Annotated in this window: 17 protein-coding genes and 2 pseudogenes; 16 read left to right on the top strand and 3 right to left on the bottom strand. The window is 65.3% G+C overall.

What is annotated here, in order from left to right; translation table 11 throughout:
• The first annotated feature begins 72 nt into the window (after window positions 1-72).
• From ACNANG_RS25690 to ACNANG_RS25620, 15 genes and pseudogenes are all read left to right on the top strand, one after another.
• Complete coding sequence (locus ACNANG_RS25690) at window positions 73-414, top strand: four-helix bundle copper-binding protein (RefSeq protein WP_420225435.1); 342 nt, start codon at window positions 73-75, stop codon at window positions 412-414.
• A 298-nt stretch (window positions 415-712) separates the two neighbouring features.
• The gene (locus tag ACNANG_RS25685) at window positions 713-2,023 is read left to right on the top strand and encodes a glycosyltransferase family 4 protein (protein WP_420225434.1); all 1,311 of its coding nucleotides are present in this window, start codon (window positions 713-715) and stop codon (window positions 2,021-2,023) included.
• Between the two features lie 73 nt (window positions 2,024-2,096).
• The gene (locus ACNANG_RS25680) at window positions 2,097-2,723 is read left to right on the top strand and encodes a D-glycero-alpha-D-manno-heptose-1,7-bisphosphate 7-phosphatase (RefSeq protein ID WP_420225433.1); all 627 of its coding nucleotides are present in this window, start codon (window positions 2,097-2,099) and stop codon (window positions 2,721-2,723) included.
• Window positions 2,720-3,808 carry a glycosyltransferase family 9 protein gene (locus ACNANG_RS25675; RefSeq protein WP_420225432.1) on the top strand — a complete coding sequence of 363 codons (1,089 nt, stop codon included), beginning with the start codon at window positions 2,720-2,722 and terminating at the stop codon, window positions 3,806-3,808. The genes ACNANG_RS25680 and ACNANG_RS25675 overlap by 4 nt, the downstream gene beginning before the upstream one ends.
• 25 nt (window positions 3,809-3,833) lie before the next feature.
• Window positions 3,834-5,573, top strand: a complete 1,740-nt coding sequence (locus ACNANG_RS25670; protein WP_420225431.1) for a carbamoyltransferase — start codon at window positions 3,834-3,836, stop codon at window positions 5,571-5,573.
• Complete coding sequence (locus ACNANG_RS25665; RefSeq protein WP_420225430.1) at window positions 5,570-6,553, top strand: glycosyltransferase; 984 nt, start codon at window positions 5,570-5,572, stop codon at window positions 6,551-6,553. Before ACNANG_RS25670 ends, ACNANG_RS25665 begins: the two co-directional genes overlap by 4 nt.
• Window positions 6,550-7,422, top strand: coding sequence for a glycosyltransferase family 9 protein (locus tag ACNANG_RS25660; protein ID WP_420225429.1), 873 nt, complete (start codon window positions 6,550-6,552; stop codon window positions 7,420-7,422). Before ACNANG_RS25665 ends, ACNANG_RS25660 begins: the two co-directional genes overlap by 4 nt.
• Window positions 7,389-7,622: a glycosyltransferase family 9 protein gene (locus ACNANG_RS25655; RefSeq protein WP_420225428.1), complete on the top strand. Its 234-nt coding sequence runs from the start codon at window positions 7,389-7,391 to the stop codon at window positions 7,620-7,622. Before ACNANG_RS25660 ends, ACNANG_RS25655 begins: the two co-directional genes overlap by 34 nt.
• A gap of 1 nt (window position 7,623) precedes the next feature.
• Window positions 7,624-8,709: a glycosyltransferase family 4 protein gene (locus ACNANG_RS25650; protein ID WP_420227667.1), complete on the top strand. Its 1,086-nt coding sequence runs from the start codon at window positions 7,624-7,626 to the stop codon at window positions 8,707-8,709.
• Window positions 8,624-9,675: pseudogene (locus ACNANG_RS25645) on the top strand (UDP-glucuronic acid decarboxylase family protein). Before ACNANG_RS25650 ends, ACNANG_RS25645 begins: the two are co-directional and overlap by 86 nt.
• 39 nt (window positions 9,676-9,714) lie before the next feature.
• On the top strand, window positions 9,715-11,070 hold the full coding sequence (locus tag ACNANG_RS25640) for a UDP-glucose dehydrogenase family protein (RefSeq protein ID WP_420225427.1): 1,356 nt from the start codon (window positions 9,715-9,717) through the stop codon (window positions 11,068-11,070).
• Between the two features lie 195 nt (window positions 11,071-11,265).
• Window positions 11,266-11,535, top strand: a complete 270-nt coding sequence (locus tag ACNANG_RS25635; protein WP_420225426.1) for a KGG domain-containing protein — start codon at window positions 11,266-11,268, stop codon at window positions 11,533-11,535.
• A 391-nt stretch (window positions 11,536-11,926) separates the two neighbouring features.
• On the top strand, window positions 11,927-12,223 hold the full coding sequence (locus ACNANG_RS25630; RefSeq protein ID WP_420225425.1) for a hypothetical protein: 297 nt from the start codon (window positions 11,927-11,929) through the stop codon (window positions 12,221-12,223).
• Window positions 12,224-12,448: 225 nt separating this feature from the next.
• Window positions 12,449-13,706 (top strand): annotated as a pseudogene (locus tag ACNANG_RS25625) (alpha-D-glucose phosphate-specific phosphoglucomutase); the annotation flags it as partial.
• Window positions 13,707-13,724: 18 nt separating this feature from the next.
• Window positions 13,725-14,087, top strand: coding sequence for a hypothetical protein (locus ACNANG_RS25620; protein WP_420227666.1), 363 nt, complete (start codon window positions 13,725-13,727; stop codon window positions 14,085-14,087).
• A 9-nt stretch (window positions 14,088-14,096) separates the two neighbouring features.
• Here the strand turns inward: ACNANG_RS25620 and ACNANG_RS25615 are convergent, their stop codons facing one another.
• The 3 genes from ACNANG_RS25615 to ACNANG_RS25605 are packed head-to-tail and all read right to left on the bottom strand — an operon-like array spanning window position 14,097 to window position 16,163.
• A complete protein-coding gene (locus tag ACNANG_RS25615; protein WP_420225424.1) occupies window positions 14,097-14,609 on the bottom strand; it encodes a hypothetical protein in 513 nt (170 codons plus the stop codon).
• The gene (locus ACNANG_RS25610; protein WP_420225423.1) at window positions 14,531-15,604 is read right to left on the bottom strand and encodes a bifunctional 3-(3-hydroxy-phenyl)propionate/3-hydroxycinnamic acid hydroxylase; all 1,074 of its coding nucleotides are present in this window, start codon (window positions 15,602-15,604) and stop codon (window positions 14,531-14,533) included. Before ACNANG_RS25610 ends, ACNANG_RS25615 begins: the two co-directional genes overlap by 79 nt.
• Window positions 15,597-16,163, bottom strand: coding sequence for a VOC family protein (locus ACNANG_RS25605; RefSeq protein WP_420225422.1), 567 nt, complete (start codon window positions 16,161-16,163; stop codon window positions 15,597-15,599). Before ACNANG_RS25605 ends, ACNANG_RS25610 begins: the two co-directional genes overlap by 8 nt.
• 172 nt (window positions 16,164-16,335) lie before the next feature.
• Between ACNANG_RS25605 and ACNANG_RS25600 the strand changes: the two genes are divergently transcribed.
• The gene (locus ACNANG_RS25600; protein WP_420225421.1) at window positions 16,336-17,343 is read left to right on the top strand and encodes a Bug family tripartite tricarboxylate transporter substrate binding protein; all 1,008 of its coding nucleotides are present in this window, start codon (window positions 16,336-16,338) and stop codon (window positions 17,341-17,343) included.
• Window positions 17,344-17,445 lie beyond the last annotated feature (102 nt).

Raw genomic sequence — 17,445 nt, 5'->3', positions numbered from 1 at the left:
GTCTTGCCGGAACAGGTCTTGCGGCCAGCAGGGGTGGATGACCGACGTCCGAACCTTCAGGAGACAAGCGCCATGACACCGAATCCCTTCCAGCAATGCATCGACCTGTGCTATGCCTGCGCGGCGGCCTGCAACCAGTGCGCCTCTGCCTGCCTGTCCGAACCCCACGCCGACGCGATGACCCAGTGCATTCGCCTGGACATCGAGTGCGCCGAGATCTGCACGCTGGCGGCGAGCACGATGGCGCGCGAGGGCGCATTTTCAGCGGAAGTGTGTGGGGTGTGCGCCAAGGTATGCGATGCCTGTGCGGCGGTATGTGAAAAACACGAGGCTGACCACTGCAGACGCTGTGCGGCCGCATGCCGCGCGTGCGCCGAAGCGTGCCGCAGCATGTATGCGGGGCAATCCAGCTGACACCGACGGCGCGGACGAAGCGCCAATTATTATTGTTCAGTGACGATTCCTTGAGCAAGCTCATTGTTGAGCAGAAGGTGCGCGGGGCCGAGTCGTTTTACATGCATGGGTGCGCCGTGAGGGTGTGAATCGGCTGAAAGACGCCGAGAAGCGCTTCGGTACGGCTCTTGCTAATGCTGTGTTGCGATCATGTTCACGCCGTCCGGCGCGGCGCCCCTACGCCCATCATCCCGACAGCACCCTTCCCACACGGCACGGCGACGTGCCGCGATGGCTCCACCTCATCAGGAATACGGTCATGCAGAAAATTGCGATGGTCAGCGAGCACGCGTCGCCGCTTGGACATGCGGGCAGCGTGGACAGTGGCGGACAGAATGTCTACGTGGCCAACGTTGCCCGGCAGCTTGCCGCGTGCGGCCATGTGGTCGACGTGTTTACCCGCAAGGACAGCGCCGTGTTGCCGGACGTGATCAGCTGGATGCCGGGCGTGCGCATCATCAACGTTCCGTCAGGGCCGCCGCGCCAATTGCCCAAGGAACAGCTGCTGCCCTACATGACGGAGTTCGGCAGGTGGATGCTGGACTTCTGCCGCCGTGAACGCCGGCCCTACGACGTGGTGCATGCCAACTTCTTCATGTCGGGCCTGGCATCCCTGCCTGTGCGCGAACAGCTGAACGTGCCGCTGGTGATGACCTTTCACGCGCTGGGCAAGGTGCGCCGTCAGCATCAGGGCGAGGCGGACCAGTTTCCGGCCGCGCGTTTCGGTATCGAGGAAAGGCTGGTGCGCGAAGCCGATCGTATCGTGGCGGAGTGTCCGCAGGACTATGCCGATCTGACCCAGCTGTACGGTGCGGCCCCGGATCGGATTTCCGTCGTGCCTTGCGGCTTCGATGCGCAGGAGTTTTCGCCGATGCCAATGGACCGGGCGCGGGCGGCCCTGGGTTGGGATCCCGATGCCTTTACGGTGTTGCAGCTTGGGCGCATGGTGCCGCGCAAGGGCGTGGACAACGTGATCCGTGCCGTCGGCGAATTGCGCCGTCGTCACGCTATCGATGCGCATCTGTATGTCGTGGGGGGCAATTCCGCCGAGCCCAACGAGATCGCGACGCCCGAATTAGGCCGGCTGCGCGCCATTGCCGATACATCGGGCGTGGCGGACCTGGTGCGCTTCGTGGGTCGCCGCGACCGCGATGCCCTGCGCACCTTCTATTGCGCGACGAATGTGTTCGCGACGACCCCGTGGTATGAGCCCTTCGGGATTACGCCGGTCGAGGCCATGGCGTGCGGCAAGGCGGTGATCGGGTCCGCCGTCGGAGGCATCCAGGCAACGGTTCGCGATGGCGAGACCGGCTTTCTGGTTCCAGCGCGCGATCCGATTGCGATGGCTGAACGCCTGGCAATACTTGCGAAGGACCCGGCGCTGTGCGCGCGGCTTGGCCAGGCGGGTCATGCCCGGGCGCGGCAGTTCTATTCGTGGGCCCGCGTGGCGCAAGACCTGCTGGCGGTGTATGCGCAGGCCACGCGGCCGGTCGACGCTCCGGCGCCAATGCGCACCGCGGTGAAGGCGTCGGGTGCGCCTGCACGCTCCCATGTCGTGATCATGGAGTGACGCCACGATGCCCCGTGAACACTCCGTTTCCACGCATGGCAACGAGGCGCCCCGGACGGGCGCGGAGAATCCGATGGTCCCCTACGCGCCGAGTCGTGCCCAGCCCGCCCGCTCATCGCGCAAAGGTGCGATCTTCCTGGACAAAGACGGCACCCTGGTGGAGGACGTGCCCTATAACGTCGATCCCGCACAGATGCGATTCGCCCCGGGAGCCCGTGAAGGTCTGCAGGCGCTTGCACGGTGTGGACTGCCGCTGATTGTGGTCAGCAACCAGTCGGGCATCGCGCTGGGCCGCTTCGACGAGGCCGCGCTGGACGCCGTGCATTTGCGGCTGGCCGAGATGTTCGATGAGGCCGGCGCCGACCTGGCCGACTTCTACTATTGCCCGCATCACCCCGATGGGGTCGTGCGCAAATACGCCGTGGCCTGCGACTGCCGCAAGCCCGCGTCGGGCCTGTTCGAGCAGGCGGCGCGCGAGCGTCGCATTGCGCTGGACCAGTCCTGGATGATCGGCGACATCCTTCACGATATCGAGGCGGGCCGGCGGGTAGGGTGCCGGACCGTCCTGATCGACAACGGCAACGAAACCGAATGGCAGCTGACGCCAGAGCGCATGCCGCATTTCCGTTGCCCCGATTTCGCGGCGGCGGCGCAGTGGGTGTGCGAGCAGCTGGATGTCTCTCAAGGGAGCGGAGCATGAGCGCGCCATGGGACGGCGTGCGGCGGATTCTGGCCGTGCGGCTGGACAACCTGGGTGACGTGCTGATGTCGACCCCGGCCATCAGTGCACTGAAGGCCTCGTTTCCTGGCTCGCATCTGACCTTGATGGCATCACCCTCGGGTGCGGCGATCACGCCTTTCCTGCCTTGCGTCGACGATGTGATGGTGTATGACGCACCGTGGGTCAAGTCCAACGGCACCGCCGACGGCAGCGCCGATCTGGCGATGGCCGAGCGCCTGCGCGGTCTGGACTTCGATGCCGCGGTCATCTTCACGGTCTACAGCCAGAGCGCGTTGCCAGCCGCCATGCTGTGCCGTTTTGCAGGCATTCCGCGGGTGCTTGCCCATTGCCGCGAAAACCCCTATCGGCTGTTGACGCACTGGGTGCGCGATACGGCAGTGGAAGACAGCGGCCGGCACGAAGCCCAGCGCCAGCTGGATCTGGTGCGAACCGTGGGAGCGACGGTAGCCGACGAGCGCCTGGTGTTCGAGGTGGCCGCCGCCGACCGCATCAGCCTGCGCGGCAAGCTGGCGGCTCGCGGCGTGTCCGCCGAACGAGGCTGGACGCTGGTGCACCCGGGGGCTACGGCGCCGTCGCGCCGTTACCCGGCCGAACGGTTTGCCATCGTGGCGCGGTCGCTGGCGGACGACGGCCGGGGGCCGGTGCTGGTGACCGGCGGACCGGACGAAGCCGAGCTGGCCAGCGTGGTTGCGACCTTGGCAGGCAGGGACGTGATCAGCATTGCAGGCGCACTGAGCCTGGGCGAATTCGCCGCTTTGATCGATGACGCGGCCGTGCTGGTGTCGAACAACAGTGGCCCCGTCCACCTGGCGGCGGCGCTGGGCACGCCGGTGGTGGACCTGTACGCACTGACCAATCCTCAGCACACCCCGTGGCAGGTGCCCAGCCGGGTGCTGTTCCACGACGTGCCCTGCAAGTTCTGCTACCGCAGCGAGTGCCCCCAGGGCCATCACCAATGTTTGCGCGGCGTAACGCCGGACGCTGTCATCGCCGCGGCAAGAGAGCTGCATCCGATTGCGCATCCCTTAGAACCCGCGGCCTGAGCCGGCCGCACAAGGAGTCATCAGCATGTACACATTGGGCATCAATGCGGTCTATCACGACTGCTCGGCCACCCTGGTCCATGACGGGGTGGTGGTCGCGGCGGCGGAGGAAGAGCGCTTTACCCATGTCAAGCATGGCAAGCGGCCGGTGCCGTTCACGACCTGGCAGCTGCCGTTCCATGCCATCGACTATTGCCTGAGCGTGGCCGGCATTTCGCTCGCTGACGTCGATCATTTTGCCTACTCGTACGACCCCGCGCTGCTGCTGGGCTCGAAGAAGGATGACCCCGGCATCACGCTGCCGTTGAAGCCGTCGGCCGCGCGCGCCGCCGATACCAACGGGTCGCCCTGGGATCCCCTGTTTCTTTGCTACATCGTGAATGCGCCCGGGCAGCTAGCCAACGGTGCCCCTCATCATCTGGAAAAACGCTTTCGCGGCGTGACGCCCGACAGCATCGCGGCCAAGTGGCATTACGTCGAACATCACCTGGCGCACGAGGCCAGCGCCTATCTGGCGTCGCCTTTCGAGAACACGGCAGTGCTGACCATGGACGGGCGGGGCGAGCGCGCGACGACCAGCTACGGCCACTTCGTGAACGGTCATTACCGCCGGATAAAACAGGTCAACCTTCCCCATTCGCTGGGCCTCCTGTATGAAGACCTGACCCGCTACCTGGGCTTTCTGCATTCGTCGGACGAATACAAGGTCATGGCGCTGGCGTCGTATGGCGAGCCCCGCTTCGTGCGCGAATTCGAAGAGATCGTGCAGGTCGACGACGAAGGCAATTACACCGTCGCGCCGGTGGACTTCGTGCAGAAGTTCGGGCCGGCGCGCGAGCGGGGCGGTCCGCTCGAAGCCATCCATTACGACATTGCGCATTCGCTGCAGCACGTGCTGGAGGAGACGGTCAAGAAGATGGCGGCCTGGCTGCATCGCGAAACGGGCGCCGATACGCTGTGCATGGCGGGTGGCGTTGCGCTGAACTGCGTGATGAATGCGCGGCTGCGCGAACATGGACCGTTCAGCGAGATCTGGGTGCAGCCCGCCGCCGGAGACTCGGGCACGTCGCTGGGCGCCGCCCTATGGGTAGACCGCGAACAGCGCGGGCCGGCCGCGAAGCGCTGGGTCATGCATCACGCCTTCTTGGGTCCGGAGTACAGCGACGCCGAGATCGAGCAGTTCCTGAAGCGGTCGAAGCTGAAGTATCGCAAGCTGGACAACGTGGCCGAAGAAGTGGCCGAGCTGCTTGCGCAGAACAAGATCATCGGGTGGTTCCAGGGCCGTATGGAGTTCGGCCCGCGCGCGCTGGGCGCGCGATCCATTCTGGCGTCGCCTATCGATCCCGACATGCAGTCGATCCTGAACGAGATCAAGGATAGAGAGGACTTCCGGCCAGTTGCGCCGGCCGTGATCGAAGACCGCGCGCGCGACTGGTTCGCCACCGGCCGGCCCGGGCCGATCGTTGCGCCGTTCATGCTGTTCATTTTTGATGTGCTGCCTGAGAAGGCCGACCGCATTCCCGCGGTGCGCCATACCGACGGCACCGCGCGCGTGCAGACCGTGCGCCGTGATCAGCATCCGCTGTATCACGACCTGCTGGCCGCGTTCGAGCGCCATACCGGCGTGCCGGTGCTGGTCAATACCTCGTTCAATACGCGGGGCGAGCCCGTGGTCTGCTCGCCGCGCGATGCCATCGAGTCGTTCTGGACGTCGCCGCTGGACGCGTTGTCGATCGGGTCCTTCCTGCTGGAAAAATCGGCATGACGGTGACGGCGCCTTCCTTATCGGTGGTCGTCCCGACCTATCAGCGTCAGGACTTGCTTGAGCGCTGCCTGGTGGCGCTGCTGGCACAGGACTATCCCGCCGACCGCTACGAAATCATCGTTGCCGACGACGGGCCGAGCACGGCGACGCGGGACCTGGTCGCGCGCTTTGCGGCCCAACGTCCTGACGGCCCTGATCTGGTTTATGTGCCGGTGATCGGCACGCAGGGCCTGGCCGCCGCCCGCAACCGCGGGTGGGAGCGGGCGCGCGCGGACGTGATCGCTTTCACGGACGACGATACGGTGCCCGCACCCATGTGGCTGACCGAAGGCGAGAAGGTGATGGCGGGTGGGCCGGCTGCCGCGATGGGCCGGATCGAGATGCCACTGCCGCCCAACCCGACCGACTTCGAACTGGACTCCAGCGGATTGACGCGCGCGGAGTTCGCAACGGCCAACTGTTTCGTGCGCAAATCGGCATTGCAGGAGATCGGCGGCTTCGATGAACGGTTCACGATGGCATGGCGCGAAGATTCGGACCTGCAGTTCATGTTGCTGTCACGCGGCCACACTATCGTGAATGCGCCGGCTGCGTTGGTGGTGCACCCGGTGCGGTCCGCGCCGCGCGGGGTCAGTGTCAGCCAGCAGAAGAAGGTGTGCTTCGATGCCTTGCTCCACAAGAAACATCCGGCCTTGTTCCGCGAACGCATCCGGCGCGGACCGCCCTGGAGCTATGTCGTCATCGTGCTGAGCCTGCTGGCGCTGGCCGGCGCGCTGGTCATCGGCAACGCCGCCCTCGGGTGGGTCGCGCTGACCGTGTGGGCCGTGCTGACCCTGCGGTTCTTTGCAATGCGGATCCGGCACACATCGCGCGATCCTGCGCACGTGATCGAGATGCTGGTGACGTCAATCCTGATTCCGCCGCTGTCGATCTTCTGGGGCATCGTGGGCGCCCTGCGTTTCAGGACGGCGCTGGTATGACGACATCTTGCCTTTCATGGTCAAATCCGCCGCGCCGCATTGCCGTGTTCCGCGCCTTGCAACTGGGCGACCTGCTGTGCACGGTGCCCGCTTTGCGCGCCTTGCGGCAGGCCGCGCCTGCCGCCGAGATCACACTGGTCGGCTTGCCGGAAGCCCGCGGTTTCGTCGAGCGCTACAGCGACTACCTGGACGACCTGCTGATCTTTCCCGGCATGGACGGCATGCCTGAACAGACGCCCCGGCCGCACGAGCTGCCCGGCTTCTACGCTGCCGCGCAAGCGCGCCAGTTCGATCTGGCGATCCAGTTGCACGGCACGGGCTACCAGGTGAACGACATCGTGGACCTGCTTGGCGCCAAAGTTGTCGCGGGTTTCGAGCCGCCGGAATGGACCCCGCGTGGTCCGACCTTCATGGCCTGGCGCGACGACCTGCCCGAACCCTTGCGATACACGGCGCTGATGGCGCACCTGGGCGTTCCGGTGCGGTCCACCGAGCTGGATTTTCCGCTGACCTTGGAAGATCAGCGCGAGTGTGATGCCCTGGCGCGGCAACTCGACCTTCGTCCAGCCGAAACGATCCTCGTGCATCCGGGCGCGCGGCTGCTGTCGCGCCGCTGGCCGGTGGACCGCTTTGCCGCGGTGGCGTCCTGGCTGGCCGCCGAGGGCCATACCGTGGCCGTGACCGGCAGCCGGGACGAACGGGACCTGACGCAGCACCTGCTCGATCTGGTGGATGCACCCTTGATCGACCTGACCGGCCTGACCAGCCTGGGGGCCTGGCCGCCTTGCTCGCGCAATGCCGGCTGCTGGTCTGCAACGACACCGGAGTTTCCCATGTGGCCGCGGCAGTGGGCGCGCCTAGCGTGGTGATTGCGTCGGGCAGCGATGTGGCCAGGTGGGCGCCGCTGGACCGCGACCTGCATCCGGTGCTGTGGCACGACATGCCATGCCGTCCATGCGCCTTCCATGCCTGCCCGACCGACCATGAGTGCGCGCGCGGCGTTGCCGTCGACGACGTACTTGCCCAGGTCCGGCGCCAACTCGAACGACAGGAGATATCGCATGCCTGACATGCCTGCACCGCTGAACATTCTGACCTGGCACGTCCACGGCAATTACCTGTATTACCTGACCCAGGTGCCGCATCACTTCTGGATCGTGACCAAGCCTGGCAATCCGCCCGGGTACGCGCATCCGGGCACCGGCTTTCCATGGGGCCCCAACGTGCATGCGATACCGTATGACGAGGTCAAGGACCACGACTTCGACTGCGTGCTGTTCCAATCGCGCGGCCCATACGAAGCAGACGTGACCGCGATGCTGTCGCCGGCGCAGCGCGAGCTGCCCCGCGTCTACATCGAACACGATCCGCCGCAAGGCCACCCGACCGACACCCGGCACTGGTTCCAGGAACCCAATGGAACACTCGTCCACGTGACGGCATTCAATGCATTGATGTGGGACAGCGGCGAGACGCCGACCCGGGTCATCGAGCATGGCGTGCTGCCTGCCGAAGGTGTGGTGTACGGTGGCGATACCGAACGTGGGATCGTGGTAGTGAACCATCTGGTGCAGCGGGGCCGGCGCCTGGGCGCGGACGTGTTCGAGCAGGTTCGCCAGCGGGTGCCGCTGGACCTGATCGGCATGGACGCGGAGCGCGCCGGCGGCATTGGCGAAGTGACCAACATGCAGGTGCAGCCCTTCGTGGCCCAGTACCGCTTTTTCTTCAATCCGATTCGGTACACCAGCCTGGGACTGGCCGTGATCGAAGCCATGATGGCTGGCGTGCCCGTAATCGGTCTGGCCACGACCGAAATGACCACGCTCATCAAGAACGAGGTGACGGGCTATGTGGACACCCGCGTCGACCGTCTGGTGGATGTCATGCAGACGCTGCTGCGCAACCGCGAGCTGGCCCGGGAATGGGGCGAGGCGGGGCGTCTTGAAGCCTTGCGGCGCTTCGGCATCCAGCGTTTCGTGCGCGACTGGATGACGCTGTTTGCCGAGGTCACGCAGTCATCGCCTTCGTTTTCGGCGGCACGCCCGTCGTCCCTTCCCTGGAGCTTGCATCATGAAAGAAAAGGACAGCCTGCGGGTGCTGGTGACTGGGGGTGCAGGATTTCTGGGATCGCACTTGTGCACCCGGCTGGTGGATGAAGGACATGACGTGCTGTGCGTCGACAACTTCTACACCGGCACGAAGGCGAACATTGCCCCGTTGCTCGGACATCCGCGCTTCGAGTTGATGCGCCACGACATTACCTTTCCGCTGTATGTGGAGGTCGACGAGATCTACAACCTGGCGTGCCCGGCATCGCCCGTGCATTACCAGCATGATCCGGTGCAGACCACCAAGACGTGCGTGCACGGGTCGATCAACATGCTGGGCCTGGCCAAGCGGGTCGGCGCGCGCATCCTGCAGGCGTCGACCAGCGAAGTCTATGGCGACCCGACCGATCATCCGCAGCGCGAATCCTACTGGGGTCACGTCAACCCCAACGGAATACGGGCCTGCTACGACGAGGGCAAACGCTGCGCGGAGACCCTGTTCGCGGATTACCGGCGGCAGTATGGGTTGAGGGTGAAAGTGGCGCGCATCTTCAACACCTACGGGCCGAACATGCATCCCGACGACGGGCGCGTGGTGTCGAATTTCATCATGCAGGCGCTTGCCAACGAGCCCATCACCATCTATGGCGACGGCACGCAGACGCGCGCCTTCTGCTATGTGGACGATCTGGTCGACGGGTTGATGCGGCTGATGCGCAGCCCTGACGATTTTGGGGGCCGGTCAATATTGGCAACCCGTCAGAAATGAACATGCTCGAACTAGCGCGGCAGATCGTTGAGCTGACGGGCAGCCGGTCGGAAGTCCGGCTGTTTCCCTTGCCCGAGGATGACCCGGTTCGGCGCTGCCCGGACATCTCGCTGGCGCGCGAGGTGCTGGGCTGGGAACCGCGCACCCAGGTGACCGAAGGCCTGACCCGCACCATTGCCTACTTTCGTGACCGCACGGCGGCGTCGCGCGACGCGGGCGTCAGCACCGCGCGCGGCGGGGCGGCATTGTCCGCGACGTCATCGGCAACTGCCGCGGATACTGGCCGCGTTGTCCGCATCGCCTGAACAACCCGAGGCGGCTGCCTCCGTTTTGGATGAATGATCATGAATCTTGCAGTCATTGGTGTGGGCTATGTGGGGCTGGTGACCGGGGCGTGCCTGGCGGACGTGGGCAACCACGTCAGCTGCATGGACCGTGATGCCGCAAAGATTGCGCGGCTGGAACGGGGCGAGATTCCGATTTTCGAACCCGGTCTGGATGAAGTCGTCCGCCGCAATGCCATGGGCGGCCGACTGGCCTTCACGACCGACATGGCGCGCGCGGTGTGTGACGCCGACATCATCTTCATTGCGGTCGGCACGCCGCCCGCCGAAGACGGTTCGGCCGACGTAGGCAGGGTGCTGGAAGCCGCCATGGAAGCCGTGCGCTACATCGATCGCGACGTCGTGCTCGTGGTGAAGTCAACCGTGCCGGTGGGGACGTGCGACCGGGTGCATGACGCCGTCCAGGCTCTGCTGCGGACGATGCGGTCCCCCTGGAAGGTGACGGTGGCCTCCAATCCCGAGTTCCTGAAAGAGGGCAGTGCGATCGACGACTTCCAGCGTCCCGACCGCATCGTCGTGGGCACCTACGACGCGGCGTCGTTGACGCTGCTGCGCGCGTTGTACAGCCCGTACAACCGCAATCATGATCGCCTGATTGCGATGGATGTGCGGTCGTCTGAATTCACCAAGTACGCCGCCAACGCCATGTTGGCCACGCGCATCTCGCTGATGAACGAGCTGGCGCGGCTGGCGGAGAAGGTCGGGGCTGACATCGAAGAAGTTCGCCGCGGGGCGGGCGCCGACCCGCGCATCGGCCATCACTTCCTGTATGCCGGCGTGGGGTACGGCGGATCCTGCCTGCCGAAGGACGTCAGCGCCCTCAGCCGGCTGGCCGCCGATAACGATGAACCGCTGGACCTTCTGGCCGGCGTGCAGCGCGTGAACGAGCGGCAGAAGCACCTGCTGTTCGAGAAGGTCGGCAAAGTGCTGGGGGACCTGTCGGACCGTACCATTGCGCTCTGGGGACTGGCGTTCAAGCCGAACACCGACGACATTCGCGATGCGCCCAGCCTGGTGCTGATCCGCGAACTGCTGGCGGCCGGGGCCCGGGTCAGGGCGTATGACCCGGTGGCGGCTCCGGGCGTGACTGCGTTGATTGCGGACCCGGATCTGACGCTGGTCGGGTCTGCCAAGGAGGCATGCCTGGGTGCCGATGTCTTGGTCGTCGTGACGGAGTGGCGGGAGTTCAAGTCGCCAGATTTCCGTTGGCTGGCCAAGACGCTCAAGCAGCCCGCCATTTTCGACGGCCGGAACATCTACGACGCCGATTACGTTCGGGAATGCGGCCTGCGTTACTTCGGCGTCGGACGCGGCGAGACCGCCCCGGAAACGGTCGTGCTGCCACAAATTGCATGACAAGCGGTGTTCATGGAAGAGTAAGGAAAATGGAATTTTGTGAAAATGTTGCAAAGCAGCGCAATGCTTTTCACTAAAGCTCACCCGACAGGCAAGGAATGGGCGCGCAGGTACAACCTTTGCACTGAACGCCTTGCAGAAAACGACATTCGTTTCCCGCCGCGCCCCATCACACATGCAGTCAGGAGAGACCTCATGGCCGACCAAGATTCACCCCCAGCACGCGCTCCGCGCGGCTTTGCCGCAATGGACCGACAGAGGCAGCGCGAGATCGCCTCGCAAGGCGGCAAAGCCGCCCATCGCAGTGGACGAGCGCACCAGTTCACCGCCCAGGAGGCCCGCGCAGCGCGCGCCATCAGCCACGCCAGCCGCCGCGCCGCCCAGCAGAACGCCTCGGGTGAGCGGCGCGCGCAGCCAGACAGCGACGTGGATGCCGTCAAGCAGGAGGAAACGGCCGAGTCCTGAATCATCCCGCGTCAGCGCACGCTGACCGGTTCGTCCAGAGGCCCGCACGCCGTCCGATCCTAGTCGGGCGCCTTGCGGGCCTTTTGACTGGGTAGTCGTCGCCGGCTTGTCATCTTTCTGTGATTATTCATGAGCAGTAAGGTTCACGCCGATGTAGGGAAGGGCACGCACGGGGGCAGCGCATGATGGGCGTACGCACGGGCTTACGGTCGGGCATCGTACTTGCGGTAGCAGTGCTGCGTCCCGGCTGGTTAATTCTGGGTAGGGCGGGGCGCAGCTCTCCGAGGTGTCTGCGTGGTGTGGGCACCTTGGTTTGTGTTGCGAGAGTGCAGCACATACTTGTGCCCCCTGACCTGGTCGGGGGGCGCTTTTTTCTCTTTCAGGAGCCGACATGCAGTTCGACCCGCAAGCCAAAGCCGACACGGCGTGTGTGCGCTTCAATATGGCCTACCCCGACGGCGAAACGGACGCAGCCATCAGCGCGAAGGCGCTCGTGGAGTACTTTGGCGCGGCAATGGATCCCGACAGTCTGGTCACGAGCTACCGCAAGAACTTCCGCGCGATTCATTCCGCTGCGCGACAGAAAGGACAGCCGACTTCCGATGGACGCGTGCTGGTCACCGCCGCCGATCTGGAAGCCTGGGCGGAGCGCACGGTGACCAAATCGCGGTCCGCATCCGCGAAATGACGCCCTGAGCGAGCGTGCCGCGGCTTCCAGGGTGGATGCACCCGGCCGGGCCCCCACGCATCGCCATATTAGAAGAACCTGGATGTTCGCGGGCAGGCGCTGCACCGTGCGGACGCGCGAGTGTCGTCGTGCGATTTCCAGTGTAGAGTGGTGCGCCACCGGGCGCGGGTCCTGCAAGCCATCGGATCTCGCGGCCGTCCACCGACATCAGAGAGTTCCCACCCCATGAAGCGTTATCCCCTGGCTGGCATGCCCGCCACTCCCGCGCAGCACGTCGACGTATCGCGATTGCTGGCGGCCTACGCCGACCTGGCGCCCGACATGACGCAAGCCGCGCAGCGGGTTGCCTTCGGCACGTCCGGGCACCGGGGCGTGTCCTTCGACCGGAGCTTCAACGCGCAGCATGTTGCCGCGATTTCGCAGGCAATCGTGGCGTACCGGACGCAGCAGGGTATCGGCGGTCCGCTGTTCATCGGTTTCGACAGCCACGCCTTGTCGCTGCCGGCCTTCGAAACCGCGCTGGAAGTGCTGGCCGCCAACGGCGTGACCACAATGATTGCGGCGGGGGACGAGTTCACACCCACGCCGGCCGTGTCGCTAGCCATCCTGAATTACAACCGCGGCCGCACGACGGGTCTGGCCGACGGCATCGTGGTCACTCCGTCGCACAATCCGCCCGATAGCGGCGGCTTCAAGTACAACGCGGCCAATGGGGGACCGGCCGATTCCGGCATCACCAAATGGATAGAGACCGAAGCAAACCGTCTGATCGAAGGCGGAATGGCGGGCGTGCGCCGCATGCCGATCGCCCAGGCACGCGCGGCATCGACGACGCAGTCGTTCGACTATCTGTCCATGTATGTGAACGATCTGGCATCGGTGATCGACTTCGACGTGATCCGAGCGGCGGGCGTCAGGATGGGCGTCGACCCCTTGGGCGGCGCCGGGGTGCATTACTGGTCGCGGATCCAGGAGCAATACGGCATTGACCTGGACGTCGTGAGCACGGTCGTCGACCCGACGTTCGGTTTCATGACGCTGGACTGGGACGAAAAGATCCGCATGGATCCATCGTCCAGCTTTGCCATGCGGCGCCTGATCGCCATGAAAGACCGGTACGACGTGGCCTTTGCATGCGATACCGACCACGACCGCCACGGCATCGTGGCCCCGAGCGTCGGGCTGCTGCCCTCCAACCACTACCTGGCGGTGGCGATTGACTACCTGTATCGCAACCGGCCTGAGTGGCGAGCGGACGCGGCGGTCGGCAAGACGCTGGTCAGCAGTTCCATGATCGACCGCGTGGCCGCGCGACTGGGCCGCCGCCTGCACGAAGTGCCGGTGGGCTTCAAATATTTCGTGGAAGGGCTCTACACCGGGTCGCTGGCGTTTGGGGGAAGAAAGCGCGGGGGCGTCGTTCGCCCGGTTCGACGGCAGTTGCTGGACGACCGACAAGGACGGCATCTCGTTGGCCCTGTTGTCGGGTGAGATGACTGCGCGGATGGGCAAGGACCCTGGTGCCTTGTATCAGGACCTGTGCAAGGACCTGGGCAATCCAGTGTCGAGCCGGGTGGATGCGCCGGCCACGCCAGACCAGAAAAAGAAGCTGTCGAAGTTGTCGGCCGCGCAGGTGTCGAGTGATCAACTGGCAGGCGAGCAGATCGAAGCCGTTCTGGACCGTGCGCCTGGCGATAACGAAGCGATCGGCGGGATCAAGGTGATCGTGCCCAGCGGCTGGTTCGCCGCCCGGCCGTCCGGCACCGAAGACATCTACAAGATCTATGCGGAAAGCTTTCAGGGCGACGCGCACCTGAAGCAGTTGCTGGCCGAAGCCCAGGTCATCGTGGATACGGCGCTGGGCTGAGAAGGCTGCTCACCCTGTCTGCTGGATGGAAAACGGAAAGTAGGCGAGCGGGGCGCGCAGGTCGCAGGAACGGGGCGCCACCGCGGCGATATACCGGTCGGGCCGCACCAGGATGGCGGCGGCAGCGTGGTCGCGGAGCAAAGTGCGCAGCGCGGGTGGCAGGTCGGTCAGGATGCGCAGGCGCGGTGACGGGATCGGGGTTGCCTGACTATCGCTGTGCCCACTTTCCGTATCGATCAGCAGCGCATAGTCGGGGCCCAGCACCGTGTCAAAACCCTTGCCGTCGGCCAGCAGGGGCTGGATCAGCGGGCGGCCGGCGGCGGGGTGGTCCTGCACGAGCGCGCCGGGCGGCAGACGGGGCGTGGGGCTGTCGAACAGCGCAGGGGATCCGTCCGCAAACCGGGCATCCCGCGCGTTTGCCGCCTCGGCATCGGTGGTCTGGATCAGGTCGCCCAGTTGCACCGCCAGGTCGATGAAGGCCCGCACGTGCGGCGCGCGTTCGGCTTCGTAGGTATCGAGCAAATCGTCCTGCGCTTCCCCCGGCATACCGCCGCCAGCTTCCACGCCAGGTTCACGGCGTCGCGAATGCCGGCGCACATGCCCTGGCCCAGGAAGGGCGGTGTCTGGTGGGCCGAGTCGCCGGCCAGCAGCAATCGCCCCTTGCGCCAGCCCTGCGTGATCACCGAATGGAAAGTGTAGATGGCGGCCCGTTCCAGGGTGGCCTGGTCGGGCCTGACCCAGCGGGACACGAGTTTCCATAAGGTGTCGGGCTGGACCAGCTGCGCCGGATCGTCGCCGGGCATCAGCATGATTTCCCAGCGGCGCCGCCGATCAGTCACGTTGCAGTACGTCATCGGACGCGCGGGGTCGCAATGCTGCACGGTGTGTCTGGGAAGATCGAGGTCGACGCCGGGATTGAGCATGACGTCGAATACCAGCCAGGGCTGGTGCAGGCCCAGGTCGTCGCGGCTCGATCCCATGGTCTTGCGCACCAGGGAGCGCGCGCCGTCGGCGCCGACGACATACCGCGCGCGGAAAGTCTGGGTCGCTGCATCCGCCGCATCCACTTGCCGGCCTTCAAGCATGACACCGTCGCCGGATGGCGTGATCGCCTCCAGCTCGAACCCCAGCCTGACCTGGACGTTCGGGTAGCGCCCCAGCCCGCCGCGCAGCGCCCGTTCCAGTTCTGGCTGGTGAAAGTAATAGTTGTTGGCGCAGCCATGCGGTCCCACCCCGGCCGAGCCACGGCGGACAAGCAGCGTGCGGCCGGCGGCGTTGACGAAATGCATGCCTTCCATACCCGGCCGGGCTATGGCGGCCACGGCATCTCCCAGGCCGATGGATTGAAAGGCGCGCATCACTTCGCCGTCGAAGTGGATCGCGCGAGGGGTCGGGACCACATCCGGGAGGCGTTCGAGCACGAGCACCGACACGCCTGCCGCGCCGAGCAGGTTCGCGAGCATGGCGCCGCTAGGCCCCAGGCCAACGATGGCGACGTCGCAGTCCAGCTCAGACATCCTGATCGGCCCGCATCCGGGCCGCGACCTTGGCCTGCCAGTCGGCGCGCGACATGAAGTGCGGCGTGCGGGTGGCGATGGCTTCGGCCTTGGCCAGGATGTCGTCATCGCTGTCGGCAAAGTCGATCGGCACCCGCAAGGGTTGCTCGCAGTACCAGGGCGTGTCCACGAACAATTCGAGACGGTTTCCTTCCGGGTCCCGGCAATACAGGGAGATGGCGTTGCCATGCGTGACTGGCTGCATATCGGTCGCGCCGGCGTCGTTCAACCGGGCATGAAACCGCCGCAGCATGGCGATATCCGGCACACGGAACGAGATCTGATTGATCAGGTTGAAAGGCAGGTCAGCCGGCCGCCCCGTTGCCAGAACGATCTGGTGGTGTTCGTTGGGGTCGCGGCTCAGGAATACCAGCTGCACATGCCCAAGGTCGCCCCGGTCGGTCTGCGTGAAGCGTAGCGCGCCGGTGTAGAAGCGAGCCATGGCATCCAGGTCCTGGACATAGATGCCAATGTGGCTGAACGCGAGCGCCAGCCCGGCGGAAGAGGGTGCAGGGATCATGTCTCCGGTTCCTGTTAAGAAAGTGCAAGGTATGAACGGTATGAATTCTGCCTGATGATATAGAAATTATCGTATATTGAAAATAATAAAAACGCGGCAGTAAGGTCCGCTTGATTGCCGCGCGATAACGCCGCGGGCGCCGACGCGCCGCAGCCCATTCAAGGAGACCGCGATGCCCCGACTGCCTGCTTGCGTAGTGACCCTGATTCCCGTGCCGGCCCCGCCCTTGGTCCTGGCCGCCGCGCTGGCCGCCGCGTTGGCCTCCTTCACGGCCCATGCCGACACCTATCCCAGCAAGCCCATCCGCATCATTGCACCGTTCGCCGCAGGCACCGGGCCGGATACGAATGCCCGCGAGATCGCCGGCGAGCTGACGAAACTCCTGGGACAGACCGTATTCGTCGACAACCGGCCTGGCGCATCGAGCATCATCGGCACGGAAGCGGCGGCCAAGGCGGCGCCCGACGGGTACACGCTCTACATCGGCACCACCAGTTCGCTGTCGGTGCTGCCGCACCTATACAGCAAACTGCCGTTCGATGCCGAAAAGGACTTTGCGCCGGTCAGCCTGCTGGGCGTGCTCAACACCGGGCTGATCGCCCATCCGAAGGTGGCGGCGGCCGATGCCAGGCAACTGATCGCCATGCTGCGCGCCAAGCCCGACAGCCTGAACACGGCCAGCCAGGGTGTCGGCAGCTATTCGCACCTGGCGGGCGAATGGTTCGGGTCCGCATCGGGTACCCGGATGACCTTCGTGCCTTACAACAGCAGCAGTCCCTACGGCGATTTGATGGCGGGTCAGGTACAACTAATGTTCGATGGGTTGCCCGCCGCGGCCGGGAGCATTCGTGCGGGAAAGCTCAAACTGCTCGCCATCACGGGTAAGGCGCGTCATCCGGCCTTCCCTGACGTTCCCACGTTCGAAGAGGCCGGCCTGCCTGAATACCGGCCACTGGCCTGGCAGGGAGTGCTCGCGCCCGCGGGGACGCCTGCCTCTGTCCTCGATCGCCTGAGCGAGGCCATGCAGCAGGCGGCCAGGAATCCGGAACTGGCGGAAAAGTGGCGCCAGTACGGCGGTGAATTGCGTGCAACTACGCCCGACGCGTTCGCCCGCTTCATCGCGGACGACCGCGCGATGTGGGGCAAGGTGGTGCGCGAAGCGCGGGTCAAGCTGGACTAAGGGGCGGGCACGCCCTGCGCGACAGTCAGATCGACGGTGGCGGCAGCCTGGGCTGCGGGACGTTTCGGGCAGACGTCTGGACGTCTGACTCTTCGACGGGCG

It is taken from the genome of Pigmentiphaga litoralis, assembly GCF_048632615.1.
Taxonomy (GTDB): domain Bacteria; phylum Pseudomonadota; class Gammaproteobacteria; order Burkholderiales; family Burkholderiaceae_B; genus Pigmentiphaga; species Pigmentiphaga litoralis_B.
This window is presented reverse-complemented; position numbering and strand designations above follow the sequence as displayed.

Excerpts from the sequence above, each read along its gene's own strand:
- ACNANG_RS25690 (WP_420225435.1), top strand. The coding sequence starts at position 73 with ATGACACCGAATCCCTTCCAGCAATGCATCGACCTGTGCTATGCCTGC.
- ACNANG_RS25685 (WP_420225434.1), top strand. The coding sequence starts at position 713 with ATGCAGAAAATTGCGATGGTCAGCGAGCACGCGTCGCCGCTTGGACAT.
- ACNANG_RS25680 (WP_420225433.1), top strand. The coding sequence starts at position 2,097 with ATGGTCCCCTACGCGCCGAGTCGTGCCCAGCCCGCCCGCTCATCGCGC.
- ACNANG_RS25675 (WP_420225432.1), top strand. The coding sequence starts at position 2,720 with ATGAGCGCGCCATGGGACGGCGTGCGGCGGATTCTGGCCGTGCGGCTG.
- ACNANG_RS25670 (WP_420225431.1), top strand. The coding sequence starts at position 3,834 with ATGTACACATTGGGCATCAATGCGGTCTATCACGACTGCTCGGCCACC.
- ACNANG_RS25665 (WP_420225430.1), top strand. The coding sequence starts at position 5,570 with ATGACGGTGACGGCGCCTTCCTTATCGGTGGTCGTCCCGACCTATCAG.
- ACNANG_RS25660 (WP_420225429.1), top strand. The coding sequence starts at position 6,550 with ATGACGACATCTTGCCTTTCATGGTCAAATCCGCCGCGCCGCATTGCC.
- ACNANG_RS25650 (WP_420227667.1), top strand. The coding sequence starts at position 7,624 with ATGCCTGCACCGCTGAACATTCTGACCTGGCACGTCCACGGCAATTAC.
- ACNANG_RS25640 (WP_420225427.1), top strand. The coding sequence starts at position 9,715 with ATGAATCTTGCAGTCATTGGTGTGGGCTATGTGGGGCTGGTGACCGGG.
- ACNANG_RS25635 (WP_420225426.1), top strand. The coding sequence starts at position 11,266 with ATGGCCGACCAAGATTCACCCCCAGCACGCGCTCCGCGCGGCTTTGCC.
- ACNANG_RS25630 (WP_420225425.1), top strand. The coding sequence starts at position 11,927 with ATGCAGTTCGACCCGCAAGCCAAAGCCGACACGGCGTGTGTGCGCTTC.
- ACNANG_RS25620 (WP_420227666.1), top strand. The coding sequence starts at position 13,725 with ATGGGCAAGGACCCTGGTGCCTTGTATCAGGACCTGTGCAAGGACCTG.
- ACNANG_RS25610 (WP_420225423.1), bottom strand. The coding sequence starts at position 15,604 with ATGTCTGAGCTGGACTGCGACGTCGCCATCGTTGGCCTGGGGCCTAGC.
- ACNANG_RS25605 (WP_420225422.1), bottom strand. The coding sequence starts at position 16,163 with ATGATCCCTGCACCCTCTTCCGCCGGGCTGGCGCTCGCGTTCAGCCAC.
- ACNANG_RS25600 (WP_420225421.1), top strand. The coding sequence starts at position 16,336 with ATGCCCCGACTGCCTGCTTGCGTAGTGACCCTGATTCCCGTGCCGGCC.